The sequence below is a fragment of the Streptomyces sp. NPDC048349 genome (assembly GCF_040651925.1).
Lineage (GTDB): Bacteria > Actinomycetota > Actinomycetes > Streptomycetales > Streptomycetaceae > Streptomyces.
In genome coordinates, this window is sequence record NZ_JBEZLA010000022.1 from 1 (window position 1) to 16,749 (window position 16,749).

Sequence of the window (16,749 nt, forward strand, 5' to 3'; positions counted from 1 at the left end):
CCAGATGTGGAAGCCCGGTAACGGGTGAAGCTGACTGGTACTAATAGGCCGAGGGCTTGTCCTCAGTTGCTCGCGTCCACTGTGTTAGTTCTGAAATAACGAACGGCTGTGATTACACGCCAGCGTTCTAATTTCATAGTGTTTCGGTGGTCATAGCGTTAGGGAAACGCCCGGTTACATTCCGAACCCGGAAGCTAAGCCTTTCAGCGCCGATGGTACTGCAGGGGGGACCCTGTGGGAGAGTAGGACGCCGCCGAACAATCATTGCGGAAGCCCCGCACCAGACCCGTAAGGGTCCGGTGCGGGGCTTTTCTGCGTTCACGGGCCGTTCGGGGCGCGCCGCCCCAAGTGGCGGGCCGGCTGGTCGGAGACTGGGGGGTCGCGCCGATCGGGTTTCGGAGAGCTGCCCATGCTGGCTTTGCTGGTTGTGCTGTCCCTGCTGTTCGCCTGGGCCCTCGCGGCGGACCGACTGGTCCGCTGGAGCATCACCGCCCCGCTCGCCTTCGCCCTCGCAGGCATCGTCCTGACCCGAGGCTACGATCCCGCCGTCCCCCTCGACCTGGAAGCGCACAGCACCCACCGCGGGGTCGAACTCGTCCTCGCCGTTCTGCTGTTCGTCGACGCCACCGAGGCCGAACACTACGAGGAACTGGGGCAACGCTCCGTCGGGGAGGGCAGGCTGCTGTTCCTCGCGCTGCCGGCGTCGGTCGTCCTCGCGACGCTGGCCGGGGCGGCTGTGTTCCCGGGGACGAACTGGTGGCTGCTCGGGGTCACGGCCCTCGTCGTCATGCCCATGGACCTCGCGCCGATCTCCATGTTCCTGCGTGACCGGCGGGTGCCGCTGCGGGTGCGCGCCGCACTGAACATCGAGGGCGGCTTCAGCGACGGACTGATCTCCCCCGTCTTCGTGTTCTGCATCGCCAACCTGGTCAGCGCCCACTCCAGCTCCTTCGGCGACCTCGTGGTGCACGCCGTGAAGGAAGCCGGGCTCGCGGTGCTCGTGGGGGTCGTGCTCGGCTACCTCGCCTCCCAGCTGGTACGGCGGGCACTCGACGCCGGATGGGCGAGCGCCGGGACCCTGCGGCTGGCGAGCGTCGCGCTGCCCTTCATGGCGTATGCGACCTCCGTATTGGTCGGAGGAAACGGCTTCGTCGCCGCGTTCGTCACAGGCCTGTGCTACTCGGCCGCCGCGCACGCCGTCGGCGGGAACAACCTGGAACTCGTGCACGACACGGCGCAGCTGATGGCCTTCGCCGTGTGGTTCACCTTCGGCAAGCTCACGGCGGACGAGTTCGCGAGCGGCATCGGATGGGCCGTGGTGCTGTACGGGCTGCTGGCGCTGACCGTGCTGCGGTTCGTCCCCGTCTACTTCGCGGTGGTCGGCAAGGGGTTCGACCGGCCCGAGCGGTGCGCGATCGGTTGGCTCGGCTCGCGCGGAGTGACGTCCATCGTGTTCGCGGTCCTCGCCGTCGCGCAGCTGCCGCACGCGGAAGGCCGGTTCGTCGTCAACGCGATGTGCGCGACCGTGCTGCTCAGCGTGGTGCTGCACGGTGTGTCGGTCGTACCCGTCGCCCGCTGGTTCGAGCGGCGGACGACGGCGGGCCCGAAATGAATCACAGGCGGCCGGCGGCCTTGAGGGCGAGGTAGGCGTCGGCCAGGGAGGGGGCCAGGGTGTCCGGGGTGGCGTCGACCACGTGGACGCCGTGCCGGGTGAGCTGGTCCGCCGTGCGGCGGCGCTGGGCCTGGGACTGGGTGCCGGCCGCGGCCTCGTACACGGCTTCCGTGCTGCCGCGGGACGTCGTCATCTCCGCCACGTGGGGATCCGCCACCGAGGCCAGCAGGACCGTGTGGCGCTGTGTGAGGCGGGGGAGGAGGGGCAGCAGGCCCTCTTCGATGGGGGCGGCGTCCAGGCTCGTCAGAAGGACGACCAGGGACCGGCGCGGGGCGTTGCGCAGGATGGTGGAGACCAGGGTGCGCGAGTCCGTCTCGACCAGTTCGGGTTCGAGGGTGGCCATCGCGTTGACGAAGGACGGCAGGATGTCGGCCGCCGGGCGGCCCTGGACCTGGGCGCGGGGGCGGCGGTCGTGGGCCAGCAGGTCCACGCGGTCTCCGGCGCGGGTGGCCAGCGCGGCGAGGAGCAGGGCCGCGTCCATCGAGGAGTCCAGGCGGGGCGCGTCCCCGACGCGGCCCGCCGAGGTGCGGCCGGTGTCCAGGCAGATCAGGATGTGCCGGTCGCGTTCGGGGCGCCACGTGCGGACGGCCACCTTGTGCTGGCGGGCGGTGGCGCGCCAGTCGATGGAACGGGTGTCGTCGCCGGGGACGTAGTCGCGCAGGCTGTCGAACTCGGTGCCCTCGCCGCGGGTCAGGAGGCTCGTGCGGCCGTCCAGTTCCCGCAGGCGCGCGAGGCGCGAGGGGAGGTGTTTGCGGCTGGTGAAGGGCGGCAGGACGCGGACCGTCCAGGGGACGGTGTGCGCGCCCTGGCGGGCCCACAGGCCGAGCGGCCCGTACGAGCGGATGGTGACGCGGTCGGCCCGGCGGTCGCCGCGACGGGTGGGGAGCAGGCGGGTGGTCAGGCGGCGGCGTTCGCCGGCGGGGACGTCCAGCTTGTGGCGGGAGGCGGCCGTCTCCGTTCCCGGGACCCAGCTGCTCGGGGGCCAGGCGTCGCGGACGCGGGCGCGCAGGCGCCGGCCGCTCGGGTTGGTGACGGTGAGGTGGACGTCCGCCGGTTCGCCGAGGCGGACCGAGGTGTCGCCCGAACGGGTCAGGCGCAGGGAACGGACGGGCGCCGCCAGGGCGCAGTCGACCGCGCACGCCAGGGCGAGCGGGCCGTTGACGGCGAGCATCCCCGTCCAGCTCGGTTCGAGGATGCCGACGGGGATGCTGCCGAGGGCCGCCAGGAGGGCGGTGCGTCCGGTGAGGGCCATTACCGGGGGACGGGGACGTGGGAGAGGATCGCGGTGATGACGGCGTCGGCGGTGACGCCCTCCATCTCCGCCTCCGGGCGCAGCTGGACGCGGTGGCGCAGGGTCGGCAGGGCCAAGGCCTTGACGTCGTCGGGGGTGACGTAGTCGCGGCCGGTGAGCCATGCCCAGGCGCGGGAGGTGGCCAGCAGTGCGGTCGCGCCGCGCGGGGAGACGCCGAGGGTGAGCGAGGGCGATTCGCGGGTGGCGCGGCAGATGTCGACGACGTAGCCGGCGATCTCGGGGGAGACGGTGACCTTGGCGACGGCCTCGCGGGCGGCTTCGAGCTGGGCCGGGCCTGCCACGGGACGGATGCCCGCGGCGTGCAGGTCACGGGGGTTGAAGCCGGCGGCGTGCCGGGTCAGGACGCCGATCTCGTCGGCGCGGGAGGGCAACGGCACGGTGAGCTTGAGCAGGAAGCGGTCCAGCTGGGCTTCCGGGAGGGGGTACGTGCCCTCGTACTCGAGGGGGTTCATGGTCGCGGCGACGAGGAAGGGCTCGGGGAGCGGGCGCGGGATGCCGTCGACGGTGACCTGGCGCTCCTCCATCGCCTCGAGGAGCGAGGACTGGGTCTTGGGAGGGGTCCGGTTGATCTCGTCCGCGAGGAGGAGGTTGGTGAAGACCGGGCCGTTCTGGAAGGAGAACTCGGCGGTGCGGGCGTCGTAGACGAGGGAGCCGGTGACGTCGCTGGGCATCAGGTCGGGGGTGAACTGGACGCGCTTGGTGTCGAGTTCCAGGGCGGCGGCGAGGGCCCGTACGAGGAGGGTCTTCGCGACGCCGGGGACGCCTTCGAGGAGTACGTGGCCGCGGCACAGGAGGGCGACGACGAGTCCGGTGACGGCGGAGTCCTGGCCGACCACGGCCTTGCCGATCTCGGTGCGGAGCGCTTCGAGGGAAGCGCGGGCGCTGTCCGCGGCTGCGGACTCGGTGGCCGGGTACGTCATGACGTACGGACCTCTCTTTCGAGGGCGTCGAGGTGGTCGGCGAGCGCGACGAGTGCCGCGTCGTCGGAGGGTGTGGGGCCGAACAGGGTGCTGGTCACGTCGTGGCCGCCGTCGCCGAGCCGGGAGGACACGGCGGGAACCAGGGTGGCGGGGTCGTGGGCCTGGGAGGCCGGTACGCCGACCAGGGCGGCCAGGCGTTCGCGGGTGGCGGCGCGCAGCACGGTGGAGGCGCGGTCGCGGGCGCCGGCCTTGCGGTAGAGGCGGGCGCGGCCTTCGGTGGCCTCGGAGGCGCGGATGACGACGGGCAGCTTCTCGGTGACGAGGGGGCCGAGCCGGCGGGCGCGCCAGAGGGCGGCGAGGGCGGCGGCGACGAAGAGCTGGAGCAGGGCCCAGTTCCAGCCGATGGGGACGAGGTCGAAGAGGCTCTGGTCCTCGCTGTCGCCGTCGGCGGCGGGGTCGGCGTCCGCGAGGGAGGGGATGTACCAGACGAGCTCTGGGCGGGAGCCGAGGAGTTGGAGGGCGAGGGAGGCGTTGCCGTCCTCGGCGAGGCTCTCGTTGAGGAGGATCGTGCCGGAGCCGAGGAGGACGGTGTCGCCGCCGGTGCCCGCCGGGAGGACGAGGAGGGTGGGGTCGCCGTCGCTGGGGTAGCAGGCGGTGGCCCGGGGCAGGCCGGTGCTGTAGCGGCGGTCGTCGCCGGTGGCGGCGGGGCCGGCGGAGGTGGCTGCGGGCAGCGTGCAGGCCGGGGCGAGGGTGTCGGCTTCGGTGGCGCTTTCGGTGCGGACGCCGGGGGCCAGGTCGGTGAGGCTGTGGCTGCCGGGGGCGAGGAGGACGGTGCGGCCGCCGGAGAGGTCCATGGCCGAGCGGATGAGGCCGCGCTGGCGGGTGCCGAGGCGGTCGGGGTCGGTGACCAGGAGGGTGGTGCGGGGTCCGGTGGCGTCGGCGGCCTCGCGGGCGGTGGTGACGACGCGGGTGGTGACACCGCGGTCCTTGAGGAGTTCGGCGACGGCCCTGCTGCCGTAGGGGTCGGCGGAGCGCGGGTCGAGGAGGCCGTGGCGGGTGCCGGAGTTCAGGGCGGCGAGGGCCACCGCGCCTGCTGCGAGGACGGCGGCGAAACCGAGGATCCGCCGGGTTCGCCGGGCGCGCCGGGCGCGGTCCGGGGCGAGGGCGGTGCCCGTCGGGGCGGTTTCCGCCGCCGCGGGTGCCTCGGTCGTGCCGGGGCCGCCGGGGGTGGGGGGCGGCGGCGTGTGTGCGCCGGAACCGGGGGCGGTCATGCGGCGGGTCCCGTCAGGAGCGGCTTGGCGCGGTCCAGGGTGAGGTCGAGGGTGCGCAGGCGGGCGTAGGTGTCGGCGTCGGCGGAGCGGCCGCCGTAGGTGACGTCGTCGAAGGTGCGGGCGGCCGCGCGCAGGTCCCCGGCGTGCTCGGGGAGGGAGACCGCGGCTTCGGCCGCCGCCTCGTCGGCGGTGCGGCCCGGGCGGGGGTCGAGCAGGGTGCGCTCCTCCAGGGAGCGGACGACGGCGCGCATGCGCTCCTGGACGGCTTCGGTCCAGCGGCCCGCGGCGGCGTGGGCGTCGGCGGCCGCGCGGTGGTCGGCGGCGCTGCGGATGCCGTCGTCGAAGAGGACGCCCGCACCTGCGGGGATCCGGGCGGGGGCGCCGAGGCGCCACCACAGGGCGCCGATGGCCAGGGCGACCAGGAGGACGCAGACGGCGAGGCCGAGCGTGCCTCCGGGGGTCGCCCCGGAGGCAGCCTCGAAGAGGCCGTCGATCCATTCGAGGACCTTGCGCAGGGCGCGGTCCAGGAGACCCGGGTCGTTCTCGTGGTACATCGGTTTGGACAGTTCGCGCTCGGCCGCCTCCTGGGCGGGCTCGCGCGGTGTCGTGACCGGTGGTGTCTCGGCGCCCGGCAGGAGCGCCGTGGCGCGGGTGATGAGGCCCCCCGTGCTCATCATGGGTGTGTCAGCCTCCGGTCGTGCCGTAGTTCTCGATGCCGGCGGCCCGGGCGAGCTCCAGGTCGAGTCCCTCGCGGCGGATGCGCTGGTCCACGTAGAGCAGGACGGTGACGCCGGCCAGGATCGGCATCACGATCGTCTGCGCGATGATCGAGCCGATGCCGGAGAGGACGAGCGCTCCCCAGGCGGTGGAGGCGGTGCCGTCTTCCAGGCCGGCGAGGCCGCCTCCGTAGACGGCCATGCCGACGATCGTCAGGGGCCACACGATGATCGCCGAGACGATGCCGGTGATGATGTTGGTGAGCAGGGTGATGCCGAAGATCCGCCACCAGGTGCCCTGGACCAGCTTGGAGGAGCGGCCGAGGGCCTTGAAGACGGTGCTCCGCTCCAGCATCAGCGCGGGCGAGGCCAGGCTGAACTTGATCCACAGCCAGGTGATCAGCGGGAACATCACGATCGCGCCCACGGCGAACAGGCCCGGGTCCTCGGCGATGAGGCCCGGTGCGAGCAGTACGGCGCCCAGCAGGATCGCGCCGAGGCCCATCAGGAGCGTCAGGCCGAACAGGCGCAGCAGCTGGGGACGGGACTCGCGCCAGGCGGCGGAGACCGTGGAGGTGGTGCCGAGGACCGCCCGGCTGTAGATCATCGTGAGCATCGCGGTGGCCACGATGCCGCCGAGGGCCGCGAGGAAGCCGATGCCGACCAGCGCTCCCAGGGCGACGACGATGTCGTTGACCGCCTCGTCGATGTCCGTCCCGCTCTCGCCCGCGACGGCGAGGTCCCCCATGGCGTACTTCTGCGTGAGCAGGCTGAGCACCTGCACCACGGTGGCCACGACCAGCGTGATGGGCAGGACCGAGCGCCAGTGGGAGCGCATGGTGGCGACGGCGCCGTCCAGGATTTCGCCGAGGCCGAGCGGGCGCAGCGGGATCACGCCGGGCTTGGCGGCCGGGGGCTGGCCCCACTGGCCGGGCCCGCCGGGGTAGCCGTACTGACCGCCGTACTGGCCGGGGTAGCCGTACTGCCCGTACTGGCCGCCGTACTGTCCCGGGTGCTGTTCCCAGCCCTGGCCCTGCTGGGGCTGCGGGGGCGGGTCCTGCGGGGGCGGGGCCTGCCCGGGGGCCGGGCTGGTCCACTGGCCCGCAGGCGGCTGTTCGGCCGACCACTTCGGGCCGTCGGAGGCCGGCCGGTCGGTGGGCGCCCCGGGCCGCTCGCCGTCGGAGGGATCGGATCCGGGCGTAGCCCAGCCCGGAGAGTCGTTCATCGTCGCTCCTTCACGTGAACCTGCTGCGGCGGGGGCGCTGGTCGCTGCCATCGTGCCACGTGGGTCACACGGACGGACCAGCGTCCCCCCGGATGATCGGCAGCCCGTACCTTCAATTGTCACCCGGATCCGGGGCAGACTGGTCGACCTGAACTCCACGCAGGTCCGAGGGGCGATTTCCAGCCCTTTTGGCTGTGGGACAGCTCACCGCCAGGTAACGATTAGCTAATGGGATGATGTCAACCATGAAGGGACGCGTCCTTGTCGTCGACGACGACACCGCGCTGGCCGAGATGCTCGGCATTGTGCTGCGTGGAGAAGGTTTTGAGCCGTCGTTCGTAGCGGACGGTGACAAGGCACTTGCTGCCTTCCGGGAGGCGAAGCCGGACCTGGTGCTGCTCGACCTCATGCTGCCCGGACGGGACGGCATAGAGGTGTGCAGGCTGATCCGGGCCGAGTCCGGCGTGCCGATCGTGATGCTCACCGCCAAGAGCGACACGGTCGACGTCGTCGTGGGCCTGGAGTCCGGTGCCGACGACTACATCGTCAAGCCGTTCAAGCCGAAGGAGCTGGTGGCCCGCATCCGGGCCCGCCTGCGCCGGTCGGAGGAGCCCGCGCCCGAGCAGCTGGCCATCGGTGACCTCGTCATCGACGTGGCCGGGCACTCGGTCAAGCGGGACGGCGCCTCCATCGCCCTGACCCCGCTGGAGTTCGACCTGCTGGTCGCCCTGGCGCGCAAGCCCTGGCAGGTGTTCACCCGTGAGGTGCTGCTGGAGCAGGTCTGGGGCTACCGGCACGCCGCGGACACCCGTCTGGTGAACGTGCACGTGCAGCGCCTGCGCTCCAAGGTCGAGAAGGATCCCGAGCGCCCCGAGATCGTCGTGACGGTGCGCGGTGTCGGCTACAAGGCCGGACCCAGCTGAGGTGCAGTCCGGCAAGGGCCGGGGCGGCTCCCGCTGGGGGAGCCTGCGGGCCGGCCGGCTGCTCCAGGAGGGAGCGCCCGGTGCCTCCGTGCTGCGGTTGTGCGTACGTCTCGTCCGCCGGCCGCTGCTCCCGGCTGTCCGGCTGTGGCGGCGCAACATGCAGCTGCGGGTGGTCGCCGCCACCCTGCTGATGTCGCTCGCCGTGGTCCTCGCGCTCGGCTTCGTCGTGATCGCGCAGGTCAGCGAGGGCCTCCTGGACGCCAAGGAGGAGGCGGCGCAGAGCCAGGCCGCCGGCGGGTTCGCGGTCGCACAGGAGAAGGCCAACGCCCCCGCGACCGTCGACGGGCCCGACGCCGCCGACAACAAGGTCGGCCTGGACGCCAGTACCTGGATGAACTCGCTGGTCAAGCAGCTGGCCAGTGGCGGGCAGACCGCCTTCGAGGTGGTCGCGCTCGGCGCGGGGACCGGCGAGCAGGTCCTGCCCGGCACCCAGGGGGTCAAGGGCGCCCGCGCCTCGGGCAACGTGGATCCGACGGCCAGCGTGCCCGTCAAGCTGCGCCGGGCCGTCAACCACTCGGCCGGCACCTTCAAGACCTTCTCGCAGATCCGGTACACGGCCGGGGCCGGCGCCGGGGACAAGGCCCCCGAGTCCGCGCTGGTCGTCGGCAAGCGGCTCACCGACATCAACGGGGACCCGTACGACCTGTACTACCTCTTCCCGCTCACCCAGGAGGAGGAGTCCCTCAACCTGGTCAAGAGCACCATCGCCACCGCCGGGCTGTTCGTCGTCGCGCTGCTCAGCGCCATCGCCTGGCTCGTGGTGCGGCAGATCGTCACGCCCGTGCGGATGGCCGCGGGGGTCGCCGAGCGGCTGTCGGCCGGACGGCTCCAGGAGCGGATGAAGGTCACCGGTGAGGATGACATCGCCCGGCTGGGCGAGGCCTTCAACAAGATGGCCCAGAACCTCCAGAACAAGATCCAGCAGCTGGAGGACCTGTCGCGGATGCAGCGCCGGTTCGTCTCGGACGTCTCGCACGAGCTGCGGACGCCGCTGACGACGGTACGGATGGCCGCGGACGTCATCCACGACGCCCGGGTCGACTTCGACCCGATCACGGCGCGCTCCGCCGAGCTGCTCGCCGGGCAGCTCGACCGCTTCGAGTCGCTGCTGGCCGACCTGCTGGAGATCAGCCGCTTCGACGCGGGTGCGGCCGCCCTGGAGGCGGAGCCCATCGACCTGCGGGACGTCGTACGCCGCGTCATCGACGGGGCCGAGCCGCTCGCCGAGCACAAGGGCAGCCGGATCCGGGTGCTCGGCGACACCCAGCCGGTCATCGCCGAGGCCGACGCCCGGCGGGTGGAGCGGGTGCTGCGCAACCTGGTCGTCAACGCCGTGGAGCACGGCGAGGGACGCGATGTGGTGGTCCGGCTGGCGTCCGCGGGCGGGGCCGTCGCGGTCGCCGTGCGGGACTACGGCGTCGGGCTCAAGCCCGGCGAGGCCACGCGCGTGTTCAACCGCTTCTGGCGGGCCGACCCGGCCCGTGCGCGGACGACGGGAGGTACGGGCCTGGGCCTGTCCATCGCCGTCGAGGACGCCCGGCTGCACGGAGGCTGGCTGCAGGCCTGGGGCGAGCCGGGCGGCGGCTCGCAGTTCCGCCTCACCCTGCCGCGTACGGCCGACGAGCCGCTGCGGGGCTCGCCCATCCCGTTGGAACCCGAGGATTCCCGGGCCAACCGGGCCAGGGCCGCCGCCGAGGCCGCGGGCAGCGCGGCGGACCGACGGCAGCCGGCGGACGCGGGGGACCGGTCACCGATCCCGCCGCGGCCCGCGGCGGGATCGGCGCAGTCCGTACCCGCCGACCCGACGGCCCTGCCGGGCAGCGGCGCCAGGGTCGTGGCCCGGCCGGCCGAGCAGGCACCACAGGAGGAACGAACCGATGCCGATGCCGATGCCGACACCCCGTAGGCCCAGGCCCGCGAGGGCGCGTGCCGGGGCCCGCGGCAGGCGGCCGGGCACCCTGCGGGCGTACGCACTGGCTGTGGCCGGGCTGCTGCTGGCCGGGTGCGCGTCGATGCCCGACCACGGCGAGATCCGCCGGGTGCAGGCCTCACAGGGCGTCGACTCCCAGGTGCGGGTGTTCGGCGTACCTCCCGCCGACAAGGCCAGCGCGGGCGAGATCGTCGACGGCTTCCTGGAGGCGATGACCAGCGACGACCCGCAGCTGGAGACCGCCCGCAAGTACCTGACCGAGGACGCGGCGAAGAGCTGGCGCCCCGGCACGGCCGTCACCGTGCTCTCGGCCGGCCTCGACCGGTTCCCGGTCCGTACCGAGAAGGACCCGGACGGGCCGCGCTGGAAGGTGACCGGCAAGAAGCTCGCGACCGTGGACGAGCGCAGCGCCTACCAGCCGCAGACCGGCGAGTACGCGGAGTTCCTCCAGCTCGTGCAGGAGGACAAGCAGTGGCGGATCTCCACTCCGCCGAGCAGCCTGGTGCTGAGCGAGTCGGACTTCCAGCGCATCTACATGCCGGTCAACAAGTACTACTTCGCGGGCGGAAGCCTGGTCGCCGATCCCGTGTACGTGCGCCAGCGCAGCGACCCCGACTCCCGGATGGACCCCACCACGCAGACCGTGCAGTCGCTGCTGGCCGGGCCCTCCAGGTGGCTGGGGCCGGTCGTCGAGTCCAGCTTCCCCACCGGTACGGAGCTGCGGCAGGGCACCAAGTCCCTTTCGTACGACGGCCAGAACACGCTGCGCGTGCCGCTGAACGACAAGGCCGACAACGTCGCCTCGCCGCAGTGCCAGAAGATGGCGACCCAACTCCTCTACACGGTCAAGGAGCTGACGGCCTCCCGGCTGGACCGGGTCGAACTGCTGCGCTCCGACGGGAAGTCCTCCTCGCTGTGCTCGGTGACCGAGGTGACGGCGGCGGTCATCGCCAACCGGCCCCGGACGCCCGAGTACCAGTACTACGTCGACAACGACCGGCTGGTCCGGATGAAGCTCGACATCACCGCCGAGGACCACCAGCCCAAGTCCGAGCCGGTGCCGGGGCCGCTCTCGGCGGCCGTCGGGCTCAAGGTGAGCTCCGCGGCCGTCTCGTACGACGAGCGGCGCGCGGCCGTGGTCTCCGACGACGGGCACGGGCTGTACGTGGCGTCGCTGACGGGGCCAGGGACGGGGACCCCTCCGCAGCTGGTGCTGACCGGCAAGGGGGCCAAGCCGAACACGCTGACCGCGCCCAGCTGGGACGCGGCGGGCGACCTGTGGGTCGCCGACCAGGATCCGCAGCACCCGGGGCTGTGGCGGGTGCCGAACGGGACCGGGAGCCCCGAGAAGGTGCAGGTGGCCGGGCTCGACGGGCGGATCACCTCGCTGAAGGCCTCCTCCGACGGGGCGCGCATCGCGCTGCTCGTGGAGAACAAGGACCGCCGCAAGGACCTGTGGGTGGGGCGGATCGAACGGCCCGACCCCAAGGGGGACGGTTCGGCGGTGTCGGTGCGCGAGCTGCGCCCGGCGGCCCCGCAGATGGCGGACGTGACGGCGATGAGCTGGGCGCCGCGGGGCCGGCTGCTGGTGGTGGGCCGGGAGAGCGGCGGGGTCGTGCAGGCCCGCTACATGCTGGCGGACGGTTCGGTGGTCGCGGCGAGCCTGCCCGGCGCGACCGGGCTCGTCGCGGTCGCGGTGGCCGCCTCGGAGGACGAGGCGAAGCCGAAGCCGGTGGTGGGGTATTCGGAGGACGGCATCGTGTGGCTGCCGCCGGGGGCGCAGTGGCGCACGGTGTCGGCGGGCGGCCGGGCCCCGGTGTACCCGGGCTGACCTGCGCGTCCCTGGTCGTCCACAGGGGTGGCGGGTCCTGGTGGGGCCCGCCACAGTGGAGGCATGCGGGGGTGGTGGCAGGAGCTCGCCGGGCTGGTCCTGCCGGTGGACTGCGCGGGCTGCGGGGCGGCGCGGGTGCTGCTGTGCGACGGCTGCCGGGAGGCACTCGGCGGGGCCGGGGCGGTGCGGGCGCGTCCGTTCCCGCGGCCCGCGGGGCTGCCGGTGGTGTACGCCGCCGCCGCGTACGAGGGGCCCGTACGGGCCGTTCTGCTGGCGCACAAGGAGCGCGGGGCGCTGCCGTTGGCCGGGGCGCTCGGAGCTGCCCTGGCCGTGGCGGTGGCCGCGGCGGTGGCGGGAGCGGGCGGGCAGGGCGGCGCGGGAGGGTGGCAGGGCGGCGCGGGAGGGTCCGGGGGCGAGGTGGCGCTGGTGCCGGTCCCCTCGGCGCGGCGGCAGGTCAGGGCGCGCGGGCACGACCCGGCGCGCAGGATCGCGCTGGCCGCGGCGGGCCGTCTGCGGCGGGCCGGTGTGGCCGCGCGGGTGGCGCCCGTACTGCGGCTGCGCCGGGCGGTGGCGGACCAGGCGGGGCTGGGGGCGCGGCAGCGCCGGGAGAACCTCGCGGGGGCGCTGGAGGTGCGACCGGGCGGGGCGCGGCTGACGGGCGGGGCCGTGCTCGTGCTCGTCGACGACGTGATCACCACGGGGGCCACGCTGGCCGAGGCGGCCCGGGCGGTGCGGGCGGGCGGTCTGGGCCGGGGGGCCACGCCGCGGGCGGCGGTGGTGGCCGCAACTCGGACAGAGCAAAAAACCCGTGAATAGATTTGGAACTGCCGGGGAAGGCCCATCGTTGCAGGTAGTAAGAGTGGCGGCCACCGGAACGGAAGTACGTTCCGGTAGCGGGTGCCGACAACCGTCATAGAGGGATATGTTCGGTGGTGAGGACTGGCGAGCCTTGGGCCCCACGCATCGCTGTCGCTCGACTCCGAAGTCGGTGGGGTGTTGATCTTGCCGATGGGGGATGAGGAGGTGGAAGTCGCCAAGTCCGAGGCTCCGGCCTTCACCGGAGTCTGGTGCGAAAGGGAGACGCTTCGCCCCGTCGGCGGAGCTATCCGGGAACGGAGTTCTGCGTGGACATCGTCGTCAAGGGCCGCAAGACCGAGGTGCCCGACCGGTTCCGCAAGCACGTGGCCGAGAAGCTGAATCCGGAGCGGATCCAGAAGCTCGACGCCAAGGTGATCAGCTTGGACGTCGAGGTGTCGAAGGAGCACAACCCGCGCCAGGCCGACCGTTCCGACCGCGTGGAGATCACTCTGCGCTCGCGGGGCCCGGTGATCCGTGCCGAGGCCGCTGCCGCCGACCCGTACGCGGCGCTGGACCTGGCTCAGGACAAGCTGGAGGCCCGGCTGCGCAAGCAGCACGACAAGCGCTACACCCGCAGGGGCGCGGGCCGGCTCTCGGCGGCAGAGGTCGCCGACGTCGTGCCGGACGCCGCGCAGCTGAACGCGAATGGCGAGCCGTTTTCCGAGGAGAAGGCGAACGGGGTTCCGATCACCCGGATCGGTTCCATCGAAGTGCAGGGCGAAGGCCCGCTCATCGTCCGCGAGAAGACCCACTCGGCCGCACCCATGTCGCTCGACCAGGCTCTCTACGAGATGGAGCTGGTCGGTCATGACTTCTATTTGTTCGTCGACTCCGAGACCAAGCTTCCCAGCGTCGTCTACCGACGTCACGCGTACGACTACGGCGTGATCCACGTGAACCCCGACGGGGCCTCCAGCTCGGAGGAGCCGCGCGGTGGGGCCGGCGGCGCGCTCGGCGGCTGAGCACCGCACCCATGCCACGTGCCCCCGCGGGACGTTCCGGCGTCCTGCGGGGGCCTTTGTGTGGCGTGTATGCGCCGGGCGGTCCGCGGCGGCCCCCCGCGCCGCGCCGCGGGCATGGAATCATGGCGGGCAGTCAACCGGCGGCGCGGCCGGTCCGGTTGACCCGGCAGCTCGGCACATGCAGGGGGAGGAACGATGGCGGACAGCTTCGGGCCGGTACGCGGTGACGACGGTGCGGGCTGCCGTGGGGCGGACCCGGCGGCGGAGTCCGCCGGTTCGTCGGCGGGGGAGCCCATCCGGGTCCTCGTGGTCGACGACCACGCGCTGTTCCGGCGCGGGCTGGAGATCGTCCTCGCCCAGGAGGAGGACATCCAGGTCGTCGGCGAGGCCGGAGACGGCGCGGAGGCCGTGGACAAGGCGGCCGACCTGCTGCCGGACATCGTGCTGATGGACGTGCGCATGCCCCGGCGCGGCGGGATCGAGGCCTGCACCTCGATCAAGGAGGTGGCGCCCTCCGCGAAGATCATCATGCTGACGATCAGCGACGAGGAGGCGGACCTCTACGACGCGATCAAGGCGGGGGCGACGGGGTACCTCCTGAAGGAGATCTCCACGGACGAGGTGGCCACGGCGATCCGGGCGGTGGCGGACGGCCAGTCGCAGATCAGCCCGTCGATGGCGTCGAAGCTGCTCACCGAGTTCAAGTCGATGATCCAGCGGACCGACGAGCGGCGGCTGGTGCCGGCGCCGAGGCTGACGGACCGGGAGCTGGAGGTCCTGAAGCTGGTGGCCACCGGCATGAACAACCGGGACATCGCCAAGGAGCTGTTCATCTCGGAGAACACCGTGAAGAACCACGTGCGCAACATCCTGGAGAAGCTGCAGCTGCACTCCCGGATGGAGGCCGTGGTCTACGCGATGCGCGAGAAGATCCTGGAGATCCGCTAGTCGCCTCCGACGCGGTGCGAGGTGCGCGGTCCGCGGGGTGCGGTGGGCAGAGTCCGGCCCCGCCGGGGCGTCGGCCGTCGGCCGGGCTGGGCCGGCGGGGGCCGCCAGGGGTGCCGCGCTTACGTGCGGGGGTGCGGTGGGCGACGCTGCCGCTCCGCCCCTTGTGGGACTGCCGGCCGCGCTGGAACCGGCCGCCCGGCGGCTACGGGCGGCGTGCGCGGAGTTCCGCCGTGACGGCCTCGGCCTCCTGCGGGGTGGGGGCGCGCTCCACGCGCACCTCCTCGCAACCCACCCACCGGGCGGCCTCCCACAGGGCCTCGGCCATGGCGGGGGCGGCCTGCGGGGAGACCAGCGACAGCTGGCGGGCCACCAGGGTGCGGCCCTCGCGGGCCGGGTCGACGCGGCCCTGCAGGCGGCCGCCCGCCAGCAGCGGCATCGCGAAGTACCCGTGTATCCGCCGGGGCTTGGGGACGTAGGCCTCCAGGCGGTGCGTGAAGCCGAAGACCCGCTCCGTGCGGGGGCGGTCCCAGACCAGCGAGTCGAAGGGGGAGAGCAGCGTCGTGCGGTGGCGGCCCCGGGGGGCCGTCGCGAGCGCCGCCGGGTCCGCCCAGGCCTGCTTCCCCCAGCCCTCCACCGTGACCGGGACCAGCCCGGAGTCGGCGATCACCGCGTCGACCTGCTCCCCCTTGAGGCGGTGGTAGTCGGCGAGGTCCGCGCGGGTGCCCACGCCCAGCGACTGCCCGGCCAGGGCGACCAGCCGGCGCAGGCACTCGCGGTCGTCCAGGTCGTCGTGGAGCAGCGCGTCGGGCACGGCGCGCTCGGGGAGGTCGTAGACGCGCTTCCACCCGCGGCGCTCGCTGCACACGACCTCGCCGGTGTCGAGCAGCCACTCCACTGCGATCTTGGTCTCGGACCATTCGAACCACTCGCCGCCGTTCTTGGCGCCGCCCAGCTCGGTGGAGGTCAGCGGACCGTCGGCCCGCAGCCGGTCCAGGACCGCCTTCGTCGAGCGGTCCTTGTCCTTGAGGACGTGCCAGCGGTGCCCCCGTGCGTAGCGGGCGCGGCGCCGGAAGGCGAAATGCGGCCATTCCTCGATGGGCAGGATGCAGGCGGCGTGCGACCAGTACTCGAAGGCGTGCCGGTCCGACCAGTACGCCTTCTCCACCGTGTCCCGGCCCACCGCGCCGAGCCGCGCGTACGGGATCAGCTCGTGCGACCGGGCCAGCACCGAGATCGTGTCCAGCTGTACGGCGCCGAGGTGCCGCAGGACGCCCCGTACGCCGGCGCGCCGGTCGGGCGCGCCGAGGAAGCCCTGCGCGCGCAGGGCGATCCGGCGGGCCTCGTCGGCGGACAGGGACAGGGTCGGCTGCGGCAGGCTCGTCATGGTCCGCAGCCTAGGACGCACCACTGACATCGGCGGGCAGGTAGGGGAGCGCGGGAGTCAGCCCCAGGTCGGAGGGGAGCAGGGCGCCGATCCAGCAGTCGCGCGCGGTGCCGTTCCTGATGATGCCGGCGCGCAGCAGGCCCTCCATGCGGAAGCCGACCTTCTGTGCGACGAGGCGGGAGCCCGCGTTGCCGGCCTCGGCCCGCCACTCGAGGCGTACGGCCCCGACTTCGGTGAAGGCCCAGCGGGCCACGGCGCCTGCGGCCTCGGTCATGTAGCCCTGCCCGCGGTGTTCCTTGACCGCCCAGTAGCCGATCTCGTACGAGTCGGGCCCGTGCACGTGGATGCCGACCGCGGCGACCAGCGGGCCGCCGCCCTCCAGGCGCACGGCGAAGGCGTACGCGGTGTCCTCGCGCCAGCCGTTCGGCACGATCTCGTTCACGAAGCCGTGGGCGTGCGCGCGCTCGTAGGGGGAGGGGACCAGAGTCCAGCGCTGGATGTCCGGGTCCAGGCAGGCGGCGTACACCTCGTCCTCGTCGGCGGGGACGAAAGGCCGCAATTCGAGTCGGTCCGTCTTCAGTGTCGTGGGCTCCATGAACGGATTCTGGTGCCCGGGCGGGTGCCGGGGGAACTCTTTTTCACATCCGTGGGCGGGAACAGCGGCACCTTCGGCGTCCCCCGTACGTTCTCAATCCGGGCGCCCACGCCCTTACGGCTACGGCGGACCTCCCGACGCG

The 16,749-nt window shown here is 73.0% G+C and carries 14 protein-coding genes and 1 rRNA gene; 8 read left to right on the forward strand and 7 right to left on the reverse strand.

What is annotated here, in order from left to right; translation table 11 throughout:
• Positions 1–142 precede the first annotated feature (142 nt).
• Positions 143–259 (forward strand): 5S ribosomal RNA (rrf, locus tag AB0D44_RS14585).
• Positions 260–409: 150 nt separating this feature from the next.
• A complete protein-coding gene (locus AB0D44_RS14590) occupies positions 410–1,612 on the forward strand; it encodes a cation:proton antiporter (protein ID WP_362589647.1) in 1,203 nt (400 codons plus the stop codon).
• Between the two features lies 1 nt (position 1,613).
• Here the strand turns inward: AB0D44_RS14590 and AB0D44_RS14595 are convergent, their stop codons facing one another.
• From AB0D44_RS14595 to AB0D44_RS14615, 5 genes are read right to left on the reverse strand one after another with little or no spacing between them, the layout of a single operon-like run.
• Entirely contained in the window at positions 1,614–2,924 is a 1,311-nt protein-coding gene (locus AB0D44_RS14595) for a DUF58 domain-containing protein (RefSeq protein ID WP_362589650.1), read from the reverse strand.
• Positions 2,924–3,904: a MoxR family ATPase gene (locus tag AB0D44_RS14600; RefSeq protein WP_362589653.1), complete on the reverse strand. Its 981-nt coding sequence runs from the start codon at positions 3,902–3,904 to the stop codon at positions 2,924–2,926. The genes AB0D44_RS14595 and AB0D44_RS14600 overlap by 1 nt, the downstream gene beginning before the upstream one ends.
• Positions 3,901–5,175 (reverse strand): DUF4350 domain-containing protein, encoded by a 1,275-nt coding sequence (locus AB0D44_RS14605; protein WP_362589656.1) that lies wholly within the window; start codon positions 5,173–5,175, stop codon positions 3,901–3,903. The genes AB0D44_RS14600 and AB0D44_RS14605 overlap by 4 nt, the downstream gene beginning before the upstream one ends.
• Positions 5,172–5,852 (reverse strand): DUF4129 domain-containing protein, encoded by a 681-nt coding sequence (locus AB0D44_RS14610; RefSeq protein WP_362589659.1) that lies wholly within the window; start codon positions 5,850–5,852, stop codon positions 5,172–5,174. The genes AB0D44_RS14605 and AB0D44_RS14610 overlap by 4 nt, the downstream gene beginning before the upstream one ends.
• Before the next feature lie 7 nt (positions 5,853–5,859).
• On the reverse strand, positions 5,860–7,116 hold the full coding sequence (locus AB0D44_RS14615; RefSeq protein ID WP_362589662.1) for a hypothetical protein: 1,257 nt from the start codon (positions 7,114–7,116) through the stop codon (positions 5,860–5,862).
• Between the two features lie 233 nt (positions 7,117–7,349).
• Here AB0D44_RS14615 and mtrA point away from each other — a divergent pair, with 233 nt between their 5' ends.
• The 6 genes from mtrA to AB0D44_RS14645 all read left to right on the forward strand — a co-directional run bounded on the left by mtrA (position 7,350) and on the right by AB0D44_RS14645 (position 14,628).
• On the forward strand, positions 7,350–8,039 hold the full coding sequence (gene mtrA / locus AB0D44_RS14620) for a two-component system response regulator MtrA (protein ID WP_189747360.1): 690 nt from the start codon (positions 7,350–7,352) through the stop codon (positions 8,037–8,039).
• A gap of 1 nt (position 8,040) precedes the next feature.
• Entirely contained in the window at positions 8,041–10,005 is a 1,965-nt protein-coding gene (gene mtrB / locus AB0D44_RS14625) for an MtrAB system histidine kinase MtrB (RefSeq protein WP_362589666.1), read from the forward strand.
• A gap of 73 nt (positions 10,006–10,078) precedes the next feature.
• Entirely contained in the window at positions 10,079–11,860 is a 1,782-nt protein-coding gene (locus AB0D44_RS14630) for an LpqB family beta-propeller domain-containing protein (protein ID WP_362589669.1), read from the forward strand.
• A gap of 63 nt (positions 11,861–11,923) precedes the next feature.
• Positions 11,924–12,676, forward strand: a complete 753-nt coding sequence (locus AB0D44_RS14635; RefSeq protein WP_362589672.1) for a ComF family protein — start codon at positions 11,924–11,926, stop codon at positions 12,674–12,676.
• Positions 12,677–12,927: 251 nt separating this feature from the next.
• Positions 12,928–13,680: a ribosome-associated translation inhibitor RaiA gene (gene raiA, locus AB0D44_RS14640; protein WP_362589675.1), complete on the forward strand. Its 753-nt coding sequence runs from the start codon at positions 12,928–12,930 to the stop codon at positions 13,678–13,680.
• A 195-nt stretch (positions 13,681–13,875) separates the two neighbouring features.
• Positions 13,876–14,628, forward strand: coding sequence for a response regulator transcription factor (locus AB0D44_RS14645; RefSeq protein ID WP_362589678.1), 753 nt, complete (start codon positions 13,876–13,878; stop codon positions 14,626–14,628).
• Positions 14,629–14,830: 202 nt separating this feature from the next.
• Here AB0D44_RS14645 and AB0D44_RS14650 read toward each other — a convergent pair whose 3' ends face one another.
• Both AB0D44_RS14650 and AB0D44_RS14655 read right to left on the reverse strand, forming a co-directional pair.
• Positions 14,831–16,012, reverse strand: coding sequence for a crosslink repair DNA glycosylase YcaQ family protein (locus AB0D44_RS14650; protein WP_362589681.1), 1,182 nt, complete (start codon positions 16,010–16,012; stop codon positions 14,831–14,833).
• Between the two features lie 10 nt (positions 16,013–16,022).
• Positions 16,023–16,607 (reverse strand): GNAT family N-acetyltransferase, encoded by a 585-nt coding sequence (locus tag AB0D44_RS14655; protein ID WP_362589683.1) that lies wholly within the window; start codon positions 16,605–16,607, stop codon positions 16,023–16,025.
• Between the last annotated feature and the right edge of the window lie 142 nt (positions 16,608–16,749).